At 60.2% G+C, this 18,226-nt stretch carries 14 protein-coding genes; 5 read left to right on the top strand and 9 right to left on the bottom strand.

Translation table 11 applies throughout. The annotated features are described in order from the left end of the window. Positions 1-29: 29 nt before the first annotated feature. Positions 30-647: a 30S ribosomal protein S4 gene (gene rpsD, locus ABF757_RS06765; protein ID WP_025824941.1), complete on the bottom strand. Its 618-nt coding sequence runs from the start codon at positions 645-647 to the stop codon at positions 30-32. Between the two features lie 361 nt (positions 648-1,008). Between rpsD and ABF757_RS06760 the strand changes: the two genes are divergently transcribed. Next, the gene (locus tag ABF757_RS06760; protein WP_415481485.1) at positions 1,009-1,536 is read left to right on the top strand and encodes an HdeD family acid-resistance protein; all 528 of its coding nucleotides are present in this window, start codon (positions 1,009-1,011) and stop codon (positions 1,534-1,536) included. A 44-nt stretch (positions 1,537-1,580) separates the two neighbouring features. Here the strand turns inward: ABF757_RS06760 and ABF757_RS06755 are convergent, their stop codons facing one another. Continuing rightward, the gene (locus tag ABF757_RS06755; RefSeq protein ID WP_415481484.1) at positions 1,581-4,208 is read right to left on the bottom strand and encodes a cation:proton antiporter; all 2,628 of its coding nucleotides are present in this window, start codon (positions 4,206-4,208) and stop codon (positions 1,581-1,583) included. 322 nt (positions 4,209-4,530) lie between these two features. On the opposite strand from ABF757_RS06755, the gene fumC reads away from it, so the two are divergent. The 4 genes from fumC to ABF757_RS06735 all read left to right on the top strand — a co-directional run bounded on the left by fumC (position 4,531) and on the right by ABF757_RS06735 (position 8,657). Next, positions 4,531-5,994, top strand: a complete 1,464-nt coding sequence (gene fumC / locus ABF757_RS06750; RefSeq protein WP_415481483.1) for a class II fumarate hydratase — start codon at positions 4,531-4,533, stop codon at positions 5,992-5,994. A gap of 121 nt (positions 5,995-6,115) precedes the next feature. Next, positions 6,116-6,262, top strand: coding sequence for a hypothetical protein (locus ABF757_RS06745; protein WP_415481482.1), 147 nt, complete (start codon positions 6,116-6,118; stop codon positions 6,260-6,262). Then, the gene (locus ABF757_RS06740) at positions 6,255-8,027 is read left to right on the top strand and encodes an ABC transporter substrate-binding protein (RefSeq protein WP_462897825.1); all 1,773 of its coding nucleotides are present in this window, start codon (positions 6,255-6,257) and stop codon (positions 8,025-8,027) included. The genes ABF757_RS06745 and ABF757_RS06740 overlap by 8 nt, the downstream gene beginning before the upstream one ends. 117 nt (positions 8,028-8,144) lie before the next feature. Beyond that, positions 8,145-8,657 carry a hypothetical protein gene (locus tag ABF757_RS06735; protein WP_415481480.1) on the top strand — a complete coding sequence of 171 codons (513 nt, stop codon included), beginning with the start codon at positions 8,145-8,147 and terminating at the stop codon, positions 8,655-8,657. A gap of 19 nt (positions 8,658-8,676) precedes the next feature. On the opposite strand, the gene ABF757_RS06730 is transcribed toward ABF757_RS06735, so the two are convergent. From ABF757_RS06730 to pheS, 7 genes are all read right to left on the bottom strand, one after another. Continuing rightward, positions 8,677-10,902 (bottom strand): TonB-dependent siderophore receptor, encoded by a 2,226-nt coding sequence (locus tag ABF757_RS06730; protein ID WP_415481479.1) that lies wholly within the window; start codon positions 10,900-10,902, stop codon positions 8,677-8,679. A 155-nt stretch (positions 10,903-11,057) separates the two neighbouring features. After that, complete coding sequence (locus ABF757_RS06725) at positions 11,058-11,342, bottom strand: hypothetical protein (RefSeq protein ID WP_415481477.1); 285 nt, start codon at positions 11,340-11,342, stop codon at positions 11,058-11,060. After that, complete coding sequence (locus tag ABF757_RS06720) at positions 11,339-12,796, bottom strand: PepSY-associated TM helix domain-containing protein (protein ID WP_415481476.1); 1,458 nt, start codon at positions 12,794-12,796, stop codon at positions 11,339-11,341. Before ABF757_RS06720 ends, ABF757_RS06725 begins: the two co-directional genes overlap by 4 nt. After that, positions 12,796-13,059, bottom strand: coding sequence for a hypothetical protein (locus ABF757_RS06715; RefSeq protein ID WP_415481475.1), 264 nt, complete (start codon positions 13,057-13,059; stop codon positions 12,796-12,798). Before ABF757_RS06715 ends, ABF757_RS06720 begins: the two co-directional genes overlap by 1 nt. A gap of 301 nt (positions 13,060-13,360) precedes the next feature. Further along, positions 13,361-14,356 carry a phosphate ABC transporter substrate-binding protein PstS gene (gene pstS, locus ABF757_RS06710; protein ID WP_415481503.1) on the bottom strand — a complete coding sequence of 332 codons (996 nt, stop codon included), beginning with the start codon at positions 14,354-14,356 and terminating at the stop codon, positions 13,361-13,363. Positions 14,357-14,482: 126 nt separating this feature from the next. Then, a complete protein-coding gene (gene pheT / locus ABF757_RS06705; protein WP_415481474.1) occupies positions 14,483-16,942 on the bottom strand; it encodes a phenylalanine--tRNA ligase subunit beta in 2,460 nt (819 codons plus the stop codon). 3 nt (positions 16,943-16,945) lie between these two features. Beyond that, positions 16,946-18,016, bottom strand: coding sequence for a phenylalanine--tRNA ligase subunit alpha (gene pheS / locus ABF757_RS06700; protein ID WP_415481473.1), 1,071 nt, complete (start codon positions 18,014-18,016; stop codon positions 16,946-16,948). Positions 18,017-18,226: the final 210 nt, after the last annotated feature.

Genomic DNA, 18,226 nt, shown 5'->3' with positions numbered 1-18,226 from the left:
GTAGCACAAACCGAATCTGTACGCCCGGATTAGCGGGAGTAGAATTCGACCACCAGATTGGGTTCCATCTGCACCGGGTACGGCACATCGGAAAGCTGCGGGCCACGCAGGAACGTGCCCTTCATCTGGCGATGATCGACTTCCATGTATTCCGGCACGTCGCGCTCAGCGGACTGTGTTGCATCCAGAACGATGGCAAGCTGCTTGGACTTTTCGCGCACTTCAATCACGTCACCATCTTTAACGATGTAGGACGGGATGTTCAGCTTGCGGCCGTTGACCAGAATGTGGCCATGGCTGATGAACTGGCGAGCCGCAAACGGAGTGATTGCGAACTTCATGCGGTAGATCACCGCGTCCAGACGACGTTCGAGCAGGTTGATCAGGTTTTCAGACGTATCGCCTTTGCGACGCACGGCTTCCTGATAGTAGCGGCGGAACTGCTTTTCCGTGATGTTGCCGTAGTAGCCCTTGAGCTTCTGCTTGGCCATCAGCTGCACGGAGAAGTCGGAGGGCTTGCCCTTGCGGCGCTGGCCATGCTGGCCGGGGCCGTATTCACGACGGTTAACCGGGGACTTCGCACGGCCCCACAGGTTGACGCCGAGGCGACGATTGATTTTGTACTTGCTCTCGAGGCGCTTGCTCATAGTGCGCTCTTACTCTCAACAGGCGGGCGGCGGCCTTGCGGTTGCCTGTCCCGTCATTACACCGGTAGTCTCCGTCCACCGCGGACTGGAGCGGGCGCGAAACGCATTACCAGCCGTAGCGTGCTGGCCGTTTCGTCCTCATTCCCGGCAATGGTGGCAGCCTTTACGGAAACTGCCGCGTTCTGTCAAGAAACCGACACACTCCCGATGGAGCGGCATGCAGGAACAGGGCTGTGCATTTTTCCCTTTCTCCTTACCCCAACACCATATTATGCCCAAAGGGGCATGACCGGATACCGCATGCCGCTGCCATCATTCCGGCCAAGATCAGGCCACCGACCGTATTCAAGGAAAATATTTCATGCCGTTTGCACGCAAATGGGGCCTGTTCGTAGGTATAGGCGCCCTGCTGATCGCTCTGGGCTTTGTCTCCTGTGTGGAGGCTGTCGCCGTAACGCTGGCCAGCACTATCTTTATTGGCGCCCTGCTGATTTTCGCAGGGTTCATGCAAGGCGCGCACGCTGTGGCCGTGCGGGACTGGGGCGGCTTTCTGCTGGCTCTGCTCTGCGGTGCGCTTTACGTTATCGCCGGAGGTATCCTGATTGCCGAACCCGTTTCCGGCTCTGCGGCCATAACCCTGTTTGCGGCGGCCTGCTTCATGGTGGTGGGCATCAGCCGCGCTATCATCGCCCTCCGGCACCGTGCGCTGCCGGGCTGGGGCGTGATCCTGTTCAGCGGGCTTATCAGCTTTGTTGTGGGGCTGTGCCTGTATCTGACCCTGCCTTGGTCGGGCCTGTGGCTGATCGGCACGTTCGTGGCCGTGGAACTGATTGTCAGTGGCGTAAGCTGGGTGCAGTTTGGCCTCGCCCTGCGCGCCACACAGTCATAACGCCTCTCTAAGCCACAACATGGCAGCCGGAAGCAGCCCTGTGCTTATAGGGCCTCGCCTCCGGTTGCCGGTGCGTCCAGCAAGGGCGGTGTGGGATTACCCTCGATAGCCAGTGGCGCGGGGTCTTCCTTCGGCTCAGGCGGCGCACCATTCAGGCCCGGCTTGCGGCGTGGCAGCAGGCTGAGGGGACGCTCCCCCGTTTCGCGCTTGCGCAGGTTGGCCTGAATATTCTCCAGCACCACCGGATAATCCTCCACCAGCCGCCGAAAGCGTGAGGCACGGATTGCCATAAGGTGTCCGAACTGCACGGCCCTGACGGTGCCAGCACAGCGCCAGCGCTTGAGCGCCTCCTGTGCACCAATCAGATCGCCCGCGCCAAAATGCATGTCTTCACCCACCACATGCGCTTCCGCCAGACCGGCACTGATGAAATAGACATATTTCACCTTGCGGCCCTTGCGGCAGATCACTTCCTGCGGGGTAACAAAGCGCAGGGATGTGGTGGTTGCCAGATCATGCAGTTCTGCCCCTGACAACCCCTTGAAGATAGTGGCGTTTTTGATCCGCTCCTCAATCCCGCTACGCAGGTCGAAGCTCAGGCGCTTGTCCAGCCGGTGGCGGCGGCGTTCGACTTCCTTGATCAGTTCCCGGCTAAGTTCTTCGCTCACCAGAGATTCCGACAAAAGGGCATCATATTCCTCACCCTCAAGGCGTAGGACAATCTGGCGGAAAATGCGGTTTTCCAGCGCTTCGGCATAGCCATGGTAATGCAGGCGCATGGTTTCCAGCGCCTCATCCAGCAGCTTGCGCTGGCGCGACAGCACCTCGGCCACGATCTCGCCAATACGGCTGCCCAGCGTGGGCTCCAGCCGCACACGCATGAAGCGGGTGAGCGAGATGGAAACAAAATGCGCCACCATGAGCATTTCAAACCGTTCGGCCATGCTCAGCATCAGCGGCCGGTCGAGTTTGAGATAGTTATGGATCGCCTGCGCCATTTTGAAACGCAGCGTGGGGCTAAGCCTGCGGCGGATAGCCCGCACATAACCCAGACGCCCTTCCAACCGCGCTCCATCAACCGCTGCCTCGGCCGAGCGCAGCAGGTTTTCCATCACCCGGCGCGAAAGCCCTTTCATGCGGAACAGATCGAGCAGCAAGGAGCGCTCCTGACTGGCGATGGTAATCAGCGCCAGATTGATGCGCTGCGTATCAGACAGGGCATTGTCGAACTCGTTAACCGCCTGCTCCTCTTCCGAGCGGCGGGCCACCTGTTCCAGCACGGAGCGAGTGGCATCGGCGGAAAAGCCAAGCTCATCGCCCAGCGCTTTCGCCCGTCTCTGCACATTGCCAAGCCCGATCCCCAGAACCTGATGGCGCATGGCCTCATCAATGGGAGAAAGCTGGTCGAGCTTGAGAAACAGCACGAGCGAGCGCAGCGTGGTGCCGTTGACCAGCAGCGTGATCAGCACGAAGCCAGTGGCGATAATCCCGATAAAATGGGCCGTAGGTGTGGCTACGTGGTCGTTTTCCGTCACGGCCAGCGCCAGTGCCAGCGTAATGGCGCCACGCAGACCGCCCCACACCATGGTAACCTTGAAAGGTGTGGGAACGGGGGGCGACAGGCGGCTCCATGCCAGAAGCGGCAACATACCAAACACCACAGCGGCACGCGCGGCCATGCCCGCCACACTGGCAATAAGGATCAGCACCCAGTCCCAACGGTTCATGCCCACCAGCAGATGCGGCACCAGCATGGAGGCCAGCACGAACACCAACGACCCCGCCCAGAACACAAGCTGTTGCCAGAGCTGGTTAAGGAATAGCCATGTCTGTGGTCGGATGGTCGAAGGCCCGTAAACCGAAACCGTCAGCCCGGCGGCGGCTGTCGCCACCACACCGGATACGGACAGGAACTCGTCCGAAACGATATAGGCCACGTAAGGCAGCGCCACCGTAAGCGTAATTTCGGCGGCGGAACTGCCGATAGCCGACATCATGGCCAGTGTCAGCCGCCCCAGTACCATCCCGACAATGACCGCACCGCCAAAGGAGATGAAGAACGAGATAACCGCCTCACCGGGGTGGATGGCCTTATGCAGCGTGACCGAGGGCAGCAGGATGGAAAAGATCGAAATAGCCGCTGCATCGTTCAGCAGCGCCTCGCCCTCCACCAGACGGGTCAGGCGCGTGGCGGCCCCGATATCACGGAATATCCCTGCCACGGCTGAAGGGTCTGTCGTAGCCACGATGGAGCCGAGCAGCAGACACACCACAAGCGGCATCTGCGCAAACGGGTGCAGGGCAAAACCGATCATGGCGGTGGACAGCACCACCGCCACCACGGCCAGCAGCAGAACCGTGGCTGCTTCATGCGCAAGACGCCGCACGTCAATGGCCAACGCCCCCTGAAACACCAGAACGGGCAGGAAGATCAGCAGAAACGCTTCGCTGTTAATGGGAAAATCAAGCAGGGTTTCGGCAATGCCACTCAGGGCCGAGGCATGGGAAGAACGCAGCGCAAAATCCGCCACCGAACCGATAATGATCCCGACAATGGCGAGCAGAACGGTTTCGGACAGCTCCAGCTTGCGGGCCAGAGGCTGCACCGCGCTCACGACAACCAGCAACAGTGCAATAACCAGCAGCGCTGCTGCCAGACCCGTTAACGCCATACCCGTCCACTCCCCCGTTCCAGACACGCCCGCCAGTCAATTTTACTTAATAGACAGAACGGTAAGGCAAAGACATGGCAACTCACGCAGCCAGTGACCGTGTGGTCTTCTAGCAGACGGCTTGCTGCCACACCATCGAAGAACACGCACACAAGGCAGACTGGCGGGGCAGCCCCTCTCGGCAACGTGACTACAAACAGACCTGCCGGGGCTGCATCGCGCGCCCTGCTGTTCCCATGTTCATACAGGAACGCTTACGCATCCGCCACCGCACGCGCCCTGTTATGGACGCCCGGCACCACGCGCCCGGAGAGACACGCAGATGACCGACACCGCAGCCCAGCCCCCCATGCCAGACACCACCCTGCCCGTAGGCATTGCCGCACAGGGCACCCGCACAGAACAGGATTCCATGGGGTCGATCGCCGTTCCCGCCGACCGCTACTGGGGTGCGCAGACACAGCGCAGCCTTGTCCATTTTTCCATTGGCACGGACCGCATGCCCCTGCCGCTTTATCATGCCTATGGTATTGTCAAGAAAGCGGCGGCTCTGGTCAATGCCGCCGAGGGCCGCATGCCACAGTGGAAGGCCGAACTGATTGCCCGTGTAGCAGACGAAGTCAGCGCAGGCGCGCTGGATGCGCATTTTCCGCTCTCGGTCTGGCAGACCGGCTCAGGCACCCAGACCAACATGAATGTCAATGAAGTCATAGCCAACCGGGCCATCCAGCTTGCGGGGGGAGATATTGGTAGCAAAACCCCGGTTCACCCGAATGATGACGTGAACATGGGGCAGTCGAGCAATGATTCCTTTCCCACCGCGATGCATGTCGTAACCCTGCTGGAAATAGAAGACCGCCTGCTCCCCCGGCTGGAAGAACTGGCCGATGCGCTGGACGCCAAAGCCGCGGAATGGAAAGACGTGGTCAAGATTGGCCGCACCCACCTGCAGGATGCGGTGCCCCTTACTGTCGGGCAGGAATGGTCGGGCTGGGTGCAGATGCTGCGCGATGCGCTGGACGTGCTGAAAAACGCCCGTCTGGGCCTGTTTGAACTCGCTGCCGGTGGCACAGCCGTTGGCACGGGGCTGAACGCGCCCCCCGGCTTTAGTCAGGCTATTGCAGAGCGCATTGCCTCGCTGACCGGCAGGCCGTTTGTAACGGCCCCTAACAAGTTCGCAGCCCTTGCCGGGCTGGACGCCATGGCCCGAGCCTCTGCCGGGTTGCGGGCCGTGGCCATTGTCTTGCTCAAGATCGCCAACGACATGCGCTGGCTGGCCTCTGGCCCCCGCTGCGGTCTGGGCGAACTGCTACTGCCTGAAAACGAGCCAGGCTCCTCCATCATGCCTGGCAAGGTCAACCCGACCCAGTGCGAGGCACTGGTCATGATTGCAACGCAGGTGCTGGGGCATGACAACACCATCGCCTTTGCCGCCAGTCAGGGTCAACTGGACCTGAACGTCATGCGCCCGGTTATTCTGGCCAACTGTCTGCACAGTATCCGTATTCTGGCCGATGGCTGCCATAATTTCCGTATTTTTTCAGTAGAGGGAACGCGCCTCAACCACGCGCGGATCGAACGCTACGTGGCGGGCTCCATCATGCTGGTAACCGCGCTCAGCCCCGCCATAGGCTATGACAAGGCTGCAGAAATTGCCCATATCGCACTACAGGACGACCTGAGCCTGAAAGAGGCGGCGCTGAAATCCGGCTATGTTGACGCCCCCACCTTCGAGCGGCTGGTCAACCCGCTGGATATGGTCGGCCACGGCACCGCTGGTGCCTGAGCCCCGTAGGGCCGAAAAGCCCACAGCCTCTTGCGCCCGGCAGGATTAGGGGTAGAAGAAAACAAAGGCTCCGTGGCCCGGTTTCCGGCTCGCATAACCAGCAGATGGCAGGTTTTTTCCGATGAATGAGAATGCAACCCGTATCGGTATCATCATGGGCGCGATCATGGTCGGCATCGTCGTCTTTTGCACCATGTTCCAGAATTTCCGTGCACTTCTGCTGAACAAGCCCGAGCCTACCGCTATCAGCCGGAACGCGGGTGAGTAACGGCACAACCGGATTATCCGCCCTCCCCCTTGGCGGGCGCTGCGTCAGGCTGTGGGCATTACTGGCGGGGTTGCCGCTCGCACTGGCGGGCCAGCCTTCCCTCTCCATGGCGCAGGCTGTCGCTCAGAAAGAACCGGAGCAGGCCGTAGCCTCGGACAGCCCAGCCGACGACACCCATAAAGGGGGCACTCTCCGCCTTGTGGCCTCGGCCTCCGGCGGCACGCTGGACCCGCAGATCAATTACGGGGCGCGCTTCGTCAACCTATTTGCCAATGTGTATGACGGGCTGACGGCCTTCCGCAAAGTAGCCGGGCCAGAGGGTGCCCAACTCGTGCCGGATCTGGCGGAAAGCCTGCCAACCCCAAGCAATGGCGGGCTGACCTACAGCTTCACCCTGCGGCCGGGACTACGTTTCTCCAACGGCCAACCCGTGACCGTGCAGGATGTGCGCGCCTCTTTTCAGCGGCTGTTCAAGGTGGCCTCCCCCACGGCTGGTGCGTTTTACGGCACCATTGCCGGGGCCGATGCCTGCCTGAATGCCCCCGCCACCTGCACGCTGGAAAAAGGGCTGGAAATCGACCCCGCACAACGGCGCATTACCTTCCACCTGACGGAACCCGACACCGAATTCCTGCACAAGCTCGCCTTTATTCATGCCGTGATCCTGCCTGCCTCAAGCCCCCCGCACGATACCGGCAATACGCCCCTGCCCGGCACCGGCCCCTACCAGCTTGAAACCTATGACCCCGCCACCCGTCTTGAACTGGGCCGCAACCCGTATTTTGCCCCATGGAACCCGCAGGCCCAGCCCCAAGGTTTTCCCGACAGGATAACCTATACTTTCGGTATTCCTGACGAGACCGCCGTAACGGCCGTGGAAAACAACCAGTATGACTGGATGGCTGACCCCATCCCCCTCGACAGGCTGGGCGAAATTGGCAGTCGCTTTACCAGCCGCACCCATGTCATGCCGCACCCGTCCATCTATTTCCTGTCCATGAACATGCAGGAGCCACCCTTTACGGAACTGGCTGCCCGGCAGGCGGTCAATTACGCGCTTAACCGCAAAGCGCTGGTTATCCTGTATGGGGGGCCGGGTATTGCCCGCCCGCTCTGCGGTATGGTGCCAACCTCCCTGCCCGCTTCCGATATCGGGTGCGACTACACGGTTGGTGCCTCGCCCGAAAACCCCGCCCCCCAATGGCGTGGGCCAGACCTTGAGCGCGCCCGTGCGCTTGTACGCGCCAGCGGCACCGCTGGGCAGAAAGTAACCCTCATTACCGCCAACACCAGCACCGATATCGCCATGGGAACATGGCTGCGCGACATGCTCGAAAGCATTGGCTACAAAGCCACCGTGCGGCCATTGAACGGTAATATCGCTTTTCCCTACATGCAGAACACCGACAACCATGCACAGATCGGGCTGACAGGCTGGTCGGCGGATTATCCCTCTCCCTCCAATTTTTTAGATGCACTGTTAGGCTGTGAGAATTTTCACCCTCACTCAGACAGTTCGATCAACCTGCCCGGTTTCTGCGACGGGCCGACACAGGCCCTGATGGATCGCGCCCGCTCCGATACAAGCCTGAGCGATGAAGCACGCAACGCCATCTGGCGTCAGGTCAATGAGCGTGTCATGGCGCTTGCCCCCATGGCTCCGGCATTTGAAACCGAAAGCGTGGTGCTGACCTCCGAGCGGGTAAAACACTTCATTTACACTACCATCAATCAGGTTCTGTTCTCGCAGGTCTGGCTGCACTAGCCCTTCAGCCCTGCCCCCTGCACCGGGGACAGAATGGCTGTCATGCCTGATCTCTCTACCCACAGGCTCATCCACGCCGTAAAACGCGGCCTGATACACTGGGGAGGATAAGCCGGAATGGCCGTGACATGGGGTGATTTTCAGGCTGTGGTGCAGCTTTCAGCCGGGCTTAACGTCGCCATTCTGAGCTTTGTGGATATCAGCCTGCCCGCCATCAAGGAGCGTCGGCGTGTTTTTGCCAAGGCCCGGCAGGAACTCGAAATTCACCGAAAAAACCCGCACAAACGCACTGCCAAGGAAAAAGAGGCCCATGCCGAGGCCGTGGGCGATGTGGACCGCAAACTATTCGACCTGTGGCAAGAAACATCGGCCTTCGAAAACATCGAAGATTCCCTGATGAAATCCACCGGCGTGTTCGGTTTTTTTGGCGCGGTGCTGAGCGTCACCCTGCTGTGGTATTCAGCCCTGTACTATAACGACACCATTCGCGTGACGGGCGAGATGCTGATTATCGTTTCCTTCTGCTCGCTCATAGGCGCGTTTCTGATCAATTTCTTTACTGCCTCCAAAGCATCGCATTATGCCAAGCGGTGTAACGACCTGCGCGAGCATATGCGCAAACACCTGTAACGTGGCATTTTCCAGCGCCTTACCAACGCTGGGAAATGGTAACGAACATGGCGCGGCCCGGCGCGTAGGCACAAGCGACCGAACGCGTACAGACAGACACGTATTTCTGGTCCGTTATATTGGTGCCATTAAACTGCACGCGCGTTTTCCGGTAATCGAGATGCGCCACCAGATCCCCCACCAGTTGCGATGGCACGGTAAAGGTTTCAGGCAGCGCGCCCGCCGTATTGCCGGTATAGCGAAGCCCCCCGCCCACACCGGCTGACCAGTTCTGCCCGAACCGGAAATCCCGCTTGAGAAACAGCGATGCCATGTGCGACGGCACGGCCACAGGCCGCTGCCCAAGCTGTGCCTCTTCCGTTGTGCGGGTAATGCGCGGGTCCTGATACGTGTAGGACGCAATAAAATCGATCCGCCCCGGCAGCCGCCCTATCCCTTCAAACTCGAAACCGCGGGTTCTCTGCTGCCCTGTCTGGATATCAAAGGCTGTATGATTGGGGTCAGAGGTGAGCACATTATTTTCAACAAGATTGAAAAAATCTGCCGTGAGCATGAAATTTTCCAACCCCGGTATCTCTTTCACCGGTCGGTATTTAACCCCTGCCTCGATCTGCTTGCCCGTAGTGGGCACATAGGGGGTGTTATCATAGGTCTGCCCCACCTGCGGCTGGAAGGATGTTGCATAGGCAACATACGGGTTAAGCCCGATGGAAGACGCGTAAAGCAGCCCCACGCGCCCGGTAAAAGCATTATTATTCTGCGGTGTGCTGCCTCGGGTCAGATTATTGACCGTAAGGCTCTGCGTAAAATCACCACGGCCGGACAGGGTCAGATAGATATGTTTCCACTCTGCCTGTTCCTGCAAATACAGGCCTGTATCTGTCTCAGTCTCGTTGGTGTTGCTGTATGTGCCTGCCTTTGGCCAGGTAATGGCGGTATAGACCGGGTTATAAAGATCAAGCGTAGAGGCTTTGGTCTGCCCACGCCGGTTGGCCATGAAATCGCTTCTGAAATCAACGCCAAACAGCAGTTCGTGGTGCACCGGCCCGGTTGTGAGCTTGAGGTTTGAGCGGGTATCGAGCGTTACGTTGTTATAATTTGCTGTCTGCAACAGGGCTGTACGGGAAATCGTGCGCTGGTCCGCCGCCAGTGCAGAGGTGGTGACGAACCGGTAATCCAGATCAAGATGCGCGTAGCGCATGTTTTGCGTAATGGTCCAGTTAGGAGCAAGCTGGCGGGTAAAGCTATAGCCAATCGCTACCTGACGCTTTGAATACACATCGAAATTCGCATTGCTGCTCAGGAAATTACGGGCAATATACCCATAGGGCGATGCGTAAACGGTTCCATCCGCTGGCAGGAACTGGGCGGTTGATCCGGCATCAAGCTGTTCGTAACTTGCCAGAATGGTAAAGTCGGTTTTGCTATCGGGACGCCAGCGCAGAGACGGGGCCACATAAATTTCGTTATTCTTGATATTGATGGCGTATGTATCAGACTTGCGTAGCAGACCGTTAAAGCGCCAGAGCAACGTCTTGTCCCTGTTCAGTGCTCCGCCAACATCCGCGGCCCCCTGTATGCGTGAGTAGGAACCGGTTTGGATATTGACCTCGTTCTGCTGTTGCAGGGTCGGGCGTTTGCTGACCGCATTGATAATACCGCCCAACTGCCCTGACCCATACAGTGCCGAGGAAGCCCCACGCAGCACATCCATGGCCTCCAGCCCCCATGGTTCAATGCTGAAAGACTGAGAGGACGAGGCATCGGGCGTGCGGGTGCCATCAAGATAGATATCCGGGTTGAACCCGCGAATTGTCCCGAAATAACCACGCGGATCATCCTTGGAGCCATAATCGGACACACCGGCAGAATAACGAATGGCCTCGGACACGCTCCGCGCGTTGAGGATTTTCATTCTTTCCTGTGTAATGACCGTAATATTCTGGGGGGTGAGTTCCAGCGGTGTCTGCGTTTTTGTGGCGGATTGGGACGCATGTGGCAGAAAACCCGAGCGCAGCCCTGCCACCGTGATGTCTTCATGCTCCGTCGCGGGCTTGCCCTGTGCCGCAGGTGCGGGGCTTGCTCCGTGGGGCTTTACTCCTGCCTCGGCTTTTCCGTGAACAGGCCCCTGCGCCTGTGGCGGCACGGTATCCGGTTGGGTCTTGGCATGGGCAGCCGTAACGTGCAGCCCCCCTTCAAGAACCAGAAGCATGGCACACGGTACAGAAGTAAGACGACGGGTCATAAGGACAGACAGGCTCCTGAGCGGTTTTTTTGCGCAACCCTGCAATTGCGAGTTATTATCAATTTTTGCTCATAGCCAATGCGTAAACCTTTTGTAAAGAAGTTCGGCACATTCCCGTTGAAATAAGCAAAAAACGCTGCGGCCCGGCGTGCCTGTCAGGCCTCAGCCCGTGGTTTGCGAGCACGAACCGAAGCCACTGTCAGCACGCCTCCGGCCAACAGCCCCCCTAGCGAGAACATGCCCAGCCAGATCATCAGCCCCAGAGGCTGGGTCAGCCACATGCACAGGACTAGTGCCGCCAGCGGCAGCACTAGCCTTGCCACCCGCAGCGCAGTCGCATGCGTGTTCCCGATCAGCAGCAAACGCTGGATTTTAGACTGCAACAGGCCGTGGCTCAGCAAGGCAAGCGTCCAGCATACCAGTGCCATAAAAGCGATCATCGGCTTCGCGCAATCATGGACTGCCCCCAGACTGCCAGCAGGCCGAACCCAAGGGCGCAGGCATCCACCACCCCATAAACATCCAACCGGGGCGCAAAAGCTGTGCCACTGCGCGATACAACGTCAAGCACCGGCAAACCGCAGCCAAGCACCGCAATACCCCATGCCTGCTCGCGCCAGCCTGCGCGCACATGCCCCGTACAACTGCGCACCGCCGCATGCACCAGTGTGCACAGCCACAGCAGGAAAAAGACTTTCGCCTCCAGCAGATCACGCTGCGGTAATGACGGCGCTATCAGCCGGTTGCTCCACAAAAAACCCAGAGCAGAAAAAGGCAGACCAAAAGTGACCGTGAGCGTAAAGGCCTCCGCCACCGCCAGCCGTACCGTGCCACCATGGTTGCGCCGGTGCTTGATTACAAACAGCACAAGCCCGGCCGACATCATGGCGCTGCCAACCGCACCGCAGATAAAATACAGCCAGCGCAGCCCCGATGTACCCCAACGGGCATAATGCAGCCCGCGCATGACGCCCCCAAGGCTCTGCACGCCACGCTCCCCCGGTTTGACGGCAATCTGCTGTCCATCACGCGGAGAGAAATCGACATGATCGCGCGTGATCACAAAATTCGTCGCATCCGACCGATAGAAAGAAACCGCGCGGGGCTCGAACCGGATAAAGCCGATATTGCCTTCTCCATAAACCGCCTCGGCCTGTTTCCACATCGGCCCCAACGGTGCGGACGGAGCCATGCCATGTGCCCTGTCATGGCCGGAGCGGTTGGCGGCCTTTCCACCATGTCCGTTACTGATCATGGGAAACAGCCGGGGCGCATGAATAACAGCCCCGGTATAGGTAATCATGATGATAAACGGCAGCATCAGCACGCCCGCCATCAGATGCGCATCAAGCCATGCTCGTCCGGGGGCTGCAAAGGGCCGGAACAGCAGCAGGTCTGGCACCAGATTGCGAAAATGGATGACAATACCGGAAAAAACAGCAACCAGCAGGCCAATCGCCACCAGTTCCGTTACCATATTACCCCATACCGGCCCGCGATAGAGCGACTGGTGCAGGTCAAAAAATAGCTGCCCACCCTGTGTCTGCCGCACATTCAGGTCTGAGCCGTCACGCGGGTTGAGTGCGGGGCCTACAAATGCGTGGCCGTCATAATGGAGAATACGCAGCACCGGGTCTCGGGCTGAAGGCATGTTCAGAAAAACCGTCTGCCCCGCATCGCGCAGGGCCTGCACCTGTTCGCCCGCGCGGTTCAGTCCCTCTTCCGTCAGGGTTAGCTGCGACAGCCCTGACAGTTCCGGCTGCATCCAGCGCGTAATTTCCGTATCGAACATAGCCAGCGTGCCACCGGTGAACACAACCACCAGAATGACACCGCAGACAAACCCCACCCAGGCATGAAGCCAGCCCATGCGGTTACGCAGAATATCGCGCATTAGAGCACGCCCGCCTGTAACAGCGGCACCGCCAGCACAACCAGCCCGGCCCCACCTCTAGGGAGCGCAAACAGCACCACAATCAGCAGTGGCATGACAGCCAGCCCAATGCTCTGGAACAGCATGGCATCTGGCCGCCCTGCCGCCAGAAAGAAAAGGCCGAGCGTGCAGAGATAGGCAAAGCCCACGATCCAGGCCCCACGAACAAGCCATCGTTTCCACAAGGCCCCCTTGGCGGCGGCTTTTCGGGGTCCACGGGTCATGCGCAGGTGACTTTCAGGCTTTCATCCGCTCGCCGTGTGTCTGGGAGAACAATCGGCATGGCTTTATGTGTTGAGAGAGATTCTCATCTTCACACATGTATCCGCATCCCGGCCCGTTTTGTCAATTGAGCCCGCGTGCCTGAAGCTGAAAGAACATGAACAAGACGGGCGGATAATCCGCCCCGAATGGCTGCCTGTGCGGTGCCCTGCTTATCCCGGCTCTGGTTTATCCACAGAATCTGTGGATGAAACACAGGACAACTTCATAACAAGTGCCGGATAACATTGTACAACTTTGCGCCTAATGGCGTTCAAGCCGCTCTATGACGGCACTCGCAACCTGAGGCGGCAGGGGTACATAATCCAATGAGCGGCCAATAGTGCCGCCATCCTTCACCGCCCAGCGGAAAAAGCGGCGCACCGCCTCCCCCTTGTTATCTTCCGTGGCGTGAGCGGGCAGCAGCACATAGGTGGTGGTAACAATCGGCCAGCTTTCCGCACCCGGTGCATCGCACAGGGTTGCGGTCATGTCCTCGGCATCCCAATGGGCGGATTCCGCAGCGTGGCTGAAAGTCTCAACCGTCGGCCGCACAAAGCTGCCTGCCTGATTACGAATTTGTAGACCTGTCAGGTTATTATGCGCGGCATAAGCGTATTCCACATAGCCTATGCTGCCTTCCGTATTGCGGACATAAGCCGCAATGCCGTCATTACCCCGAGCCCCCGCCCCGGTTGGCCAGTCCACCGACATGCCCCGGCCCACGCCATTATGCCATGAGGAGGAAACCCGGCTCAGATAATCCGTAAAAACATAAGTCGTGCCCGACCCGTCAGCCCGGTGCAGCGGGGCTATAGCCAAGTCAGGCAGGGTCACGTCAGGGTTAAGCGCCACCAGTTGCGCATCGTCCCACTGGGTAATGCGCCCGGCATAGATATCGGCCAGAACCGGCCCGGTCAGGCGCAGCGCGCCAGCGGGAACGCCCGGCACATTGGCCGTTACGACAATGCCGCCAATGGCGGTCGGAACTTGCAACAGCCCCGTGCTGACCAGCCGCTCATGCGCCATGGGTGCATCGGATGCCCCAAAATCCACTGTGCCGACACTGACAAGGTTCTGGCCTGCCCCCGAGCCGATCGCCTGATAATTGACCCTTACACCAACAGCTTTCTGCGCTGCTGTTGACCAGCCACCATATAGGGGGGCCGCAAAACTCGACCCGGCTCCGGTAATAATGACATCATCAACCGGGTCAGCCGCCGTATCCGCATGCGCGGCAGAAACAGGGAGTGCGGCCATAAGCAGTGCGGCCAGACCGCAGGCCACCCCGACACGCTGAAAGCCATAAGCGGCCCTACCGAAAGATTGCCCGTAGCCCATGGTCTTTCCCTCTTCCGTCACACAGCGGATACGCATCCTGCGCGCCTAGCGCAGGACTGCACCCGTAGCCTTGACAACTGCGGCAACGATCTTGTCCGAAACGGCTTCCAGTTCCGCATCCGTCAGGCTGCGCTCATCGGGCTGCAAGGTCACTTCCACCCCGATGGAGCGATGTCCTTCAGGCACATGCGGCCCGGCATAGACATCAAACAGGCTAACACCCGCGACAAGCTGGCGTTCCGCACCACGCACCGCACGCAGGACATTTTCGCCCGCCACGTCGTCCGACACCACAAACGCAAAGTCACGCCGCACGGGCTGGAACGCGGAAAGCTGCGGCGGTGTCTTTTTACGGCGTTTGGGTTCAGGCACCGTATCGAGCAGCACCTCAAACGCGACCACCGGCACGTCTATGCCCTCGGCCCGCAGCACGGAGGGATGGAGTTCACCAAAGCGGGCCAGAACCAGCTTTGGTCCCTGCCGCAGCACACCGGAACGACCGGGATGATACCAGCTCGGCGCATCCGCAGTGGTGGTCACGGCATCAGGGTTCACGCCAAGCTGGCGCAGGATTTCAAGTGCATCCGCCTTGGCCGCCCAGAGCGAGACCGGCTCCGCAGCCACGCCGGGGGCCCGCGCCGTATGGCCCGCGCGCATACCTGCCGCAATGCTCTGCTGCGTCTGCTCAGCAAAAGCCGGGCCGATTTCAAACAGGCCGATATCCGACCAGCCCCGCGCGCTATTGGCGCGAATGGCCGCCGCAAGGCTGACAAGCGGCGTAGGGCGCATCTGATCCAGATCAGAGGCAATCGGGTTCAGCAGCCGCAGGCTTTCGGGCGCGCCGCCAAACCGGGCAGCGGCGTCGCTCGATACGAAAGAAAAGCCGACCGTTTCCGTCAGCCCGCGTGCGGCCAGCACACGCCGCGCCAGAGCATGGCGGGCAAGGCGCGGTTCCATCGCCGCTCCCGGCACTGCACCCAAGCGCGGCAGCGAGACAGGTGGCACGGCATCCAGCCCCTTGAGGCGCAGCACTTCCTCGACCAGATCTCTCTCGGCCTCGATTTCGGCAACACCCTGCGCCGCCTCGCGGGCAATATCGGCAGGCAGCATGTCGCCCTGCGCCAGAACCGGGGTCTGAGCTACATCATTGCGCCATGCGGGCACGGCCACATCCACCTTCTCGGCGGTGCGGTCACGCACTTCAAAGCCCAGTTTTTCAAGCAGCCCCACGCTCTCATCTGCCGGAACAGGCAGGCCGCCAAGGGTTGCGAGGCTTTCAAAACGCAGGCTGGCAGTGCGCTGCCAGTGCGGCGGCTCACCAGCAGACACAACCTCGCTCGCCTCGCCACCACACAGATCGATAATCATGCGTGTAGCCGCTTCCAAGGCCGCAACCGGCAGAGCCTGATCCACCCCGCGTTCGAAACGGTAGCTGGAATCGGATGACAGGCCGAGCCTGCGCGCGCTGAGCGAAATCCTCACGGGGTCGAACAGCGCGCATTCAACGAACACATCGGTTGTCGTGTCGTCCGCGCCCGAGGCTTCGCCCCCCATGATACCGGCCAGAGACTGCACGCCCGCCTGATCGGCAATCACACATTCTTCCGCCGTTACGGTGTAATCACGCCCATCCAGCGCGCGGAACGTCTCGCCCGAGCCCCGGCAGACCGTCAGCCGCCCGCCTGCAATCCGTGCCGCATCGAACACATGCAAAGGCCGCCCCAGATCGAAGCAGAAATAATTGGTGATATCCACCAGAGCCGAAATAGGCCGCAGACCAATGCTTTCCAGCCTGTTGCGCAGCCATTCCGGGCTGGGGCCATTTTTGACACCACGGATCGTGCGCCCCAGCACCCACGGGCAGGCCTCGGGGAAGGTGTTGGCCCATTCCACCGGCGAGGGGAAATGCCCCTCCACCGCCTCGGCCAGCCATGGCCGCAGCGTGCCAAGCCCGGCCGCAGCAAGGTCACGCGCAATCCCGCGCACACCCAGCGCATCGCCCCGGTTGGGCGTGATGGCGATATCGATCACCACCTCGTCCAGCCCGGCGAAGTCCGCATAGGACTGGCCCGGCAGCGTGTCTTCGGGCAATTCGGCAATGCCGTCGCTTTCAGCACCCAGCCCCAGTTCACGCAGCGAGCAGAGCATGCCGCCACTGGCCTCGCCCCGGATCGCGCCCTTTTTAATGGTGATATCGAGCCCCGGCACATAGGTACCCGGCTGCGCGAAAATAACCGCAAGCCCGGTACGCGCGTTTGGCGCGCCGCAGACAACCTGCACGTTTTCAAAACCCGGCCCCGCATCCACGCGGCATACCCGCAGGCGGTCGGCATTGGGGTGCGGCACCGCCTCGACAATGCGCGCGGTCAGAAACGGCTCAAGCGCCGCGCCACGGTTTTCAACACTTTCGACCTCAAGGCCGATACGGTTCAGGGTTGTGCAGATTTCGGCCAGTGTCGCCTGGGTTTCCAGGTGCTCATACAGCCATGACAGCGTGAATTTCATTGTCTACACCCCCTCGTGCAGCATGGCGGGCGCGAGCGGATCAGAACCGTAATGCCGCAGCCAGCGGATATCACTTTCATAGAACGACCGCAGATCAGGAATGCCGTTCTTGAGCATGGTCAGACGCTCCACCCCCATACCGAAGGCAAAGCCCTGCCACGTGCGCGGGTCCAGTCCGCAATTGGCCAGCACGCGCGCATGCACCATGCCGGCGCCCAGCACTTCCAGCCAGTCCTCTCCCGCACCGATTTCACCCGTCTTGCGCGACCAGCCGATATCCACTTCCAGCGACGGCTCGGTAAAGGGGAAATAGGAGGAGCGAAAACGCACAGGCATATCCGGCTTGGCAAAAAAGGCGCGCAGGAAGTCGATCAGGCAGCCCTTGAGGTGCCCCAGCGTAATATCCTGCCCGACAACAAGCCCTTCGCACTGGTGGAACATGGGCGAGTGTGTCGCGTCATGGTCGGCACGGTACGTGCGGCCGGGAGCGATGATCCGGATAGGCGGCTTTTGCGCCAGCATGGTACGGATCTGCACACCAGAAGTCTGGGTACGCAGCACACGCGCCACATCCAGCCCCGGCACGGGCGGCAGGTAAAACGTGTCATGGTCCGTACGGGCCGGGTGGTGAGCAGGCGTGTTGAGTGCTGAGAAATTATGCCAGTCGGTTTCGATATCCGGCCCTTCCGCCACCTGAAAGTCCATGGCGCCGAAAATGGCGGTCATTTCCTCGATCGCGCGGCTGATAGGGTGGATATAACCCTGCTGGGCAGGCGCAGGCGGCAGGCTGACATCGACCCGCTCGGCCACAAGCCGCGCCTCAAGGGCTGCGGCTTCCAGCGCACGGCCGCGTTCTTCCACGGCCTGTGTCAGTTCATCACGCAGGCGGTTAAGGGCAACGCCACGCTGCTTGCGTTCCTCCGGCGCCATTTTGCCCAAAGCCTTGAGCAGCCCGGTCAGGCGACCGGACTTGCCAAGCGTGGCGACACGCACGGCATCCCAGGCTTTCAGGTCAGACACGGCTGCCAGTTCAGACAGAACTTCGTGCCGAAGAGTATCAAGATCGTCGCTCATGGAACCCCACACGAGGAGAAAACGCTACCCGGCGGATACAATTTCCTGCCCGCCGAGGAAAGCCCCGATACCCAAAAACCCTCCATTCCCTTCGATTAAGCATGAACCCGCCCCCTGCGCCCCCCCCCGATGGCGCACAGATTTTACGCTCAGAACGCAAAAAAGGCCGCCCGGAAACCCGGGCGGCCTTTCTCGTTAAAGCCGTAAAAG

This window comes from Acetobacter papayae (assembly GCF_047721125.1).
GTDB classification, from domain to species: Bacteria; Pseudomonadota; Alphaproteobacteria; order Acetobacterales; family Acetobacteraceae; genus Acetobacter; species Acetobacter papayae.
Note: the sequence above shows the minus strand (reverse complement) of the source record. Positions and strands in the feature narration are given on the sequence as shown.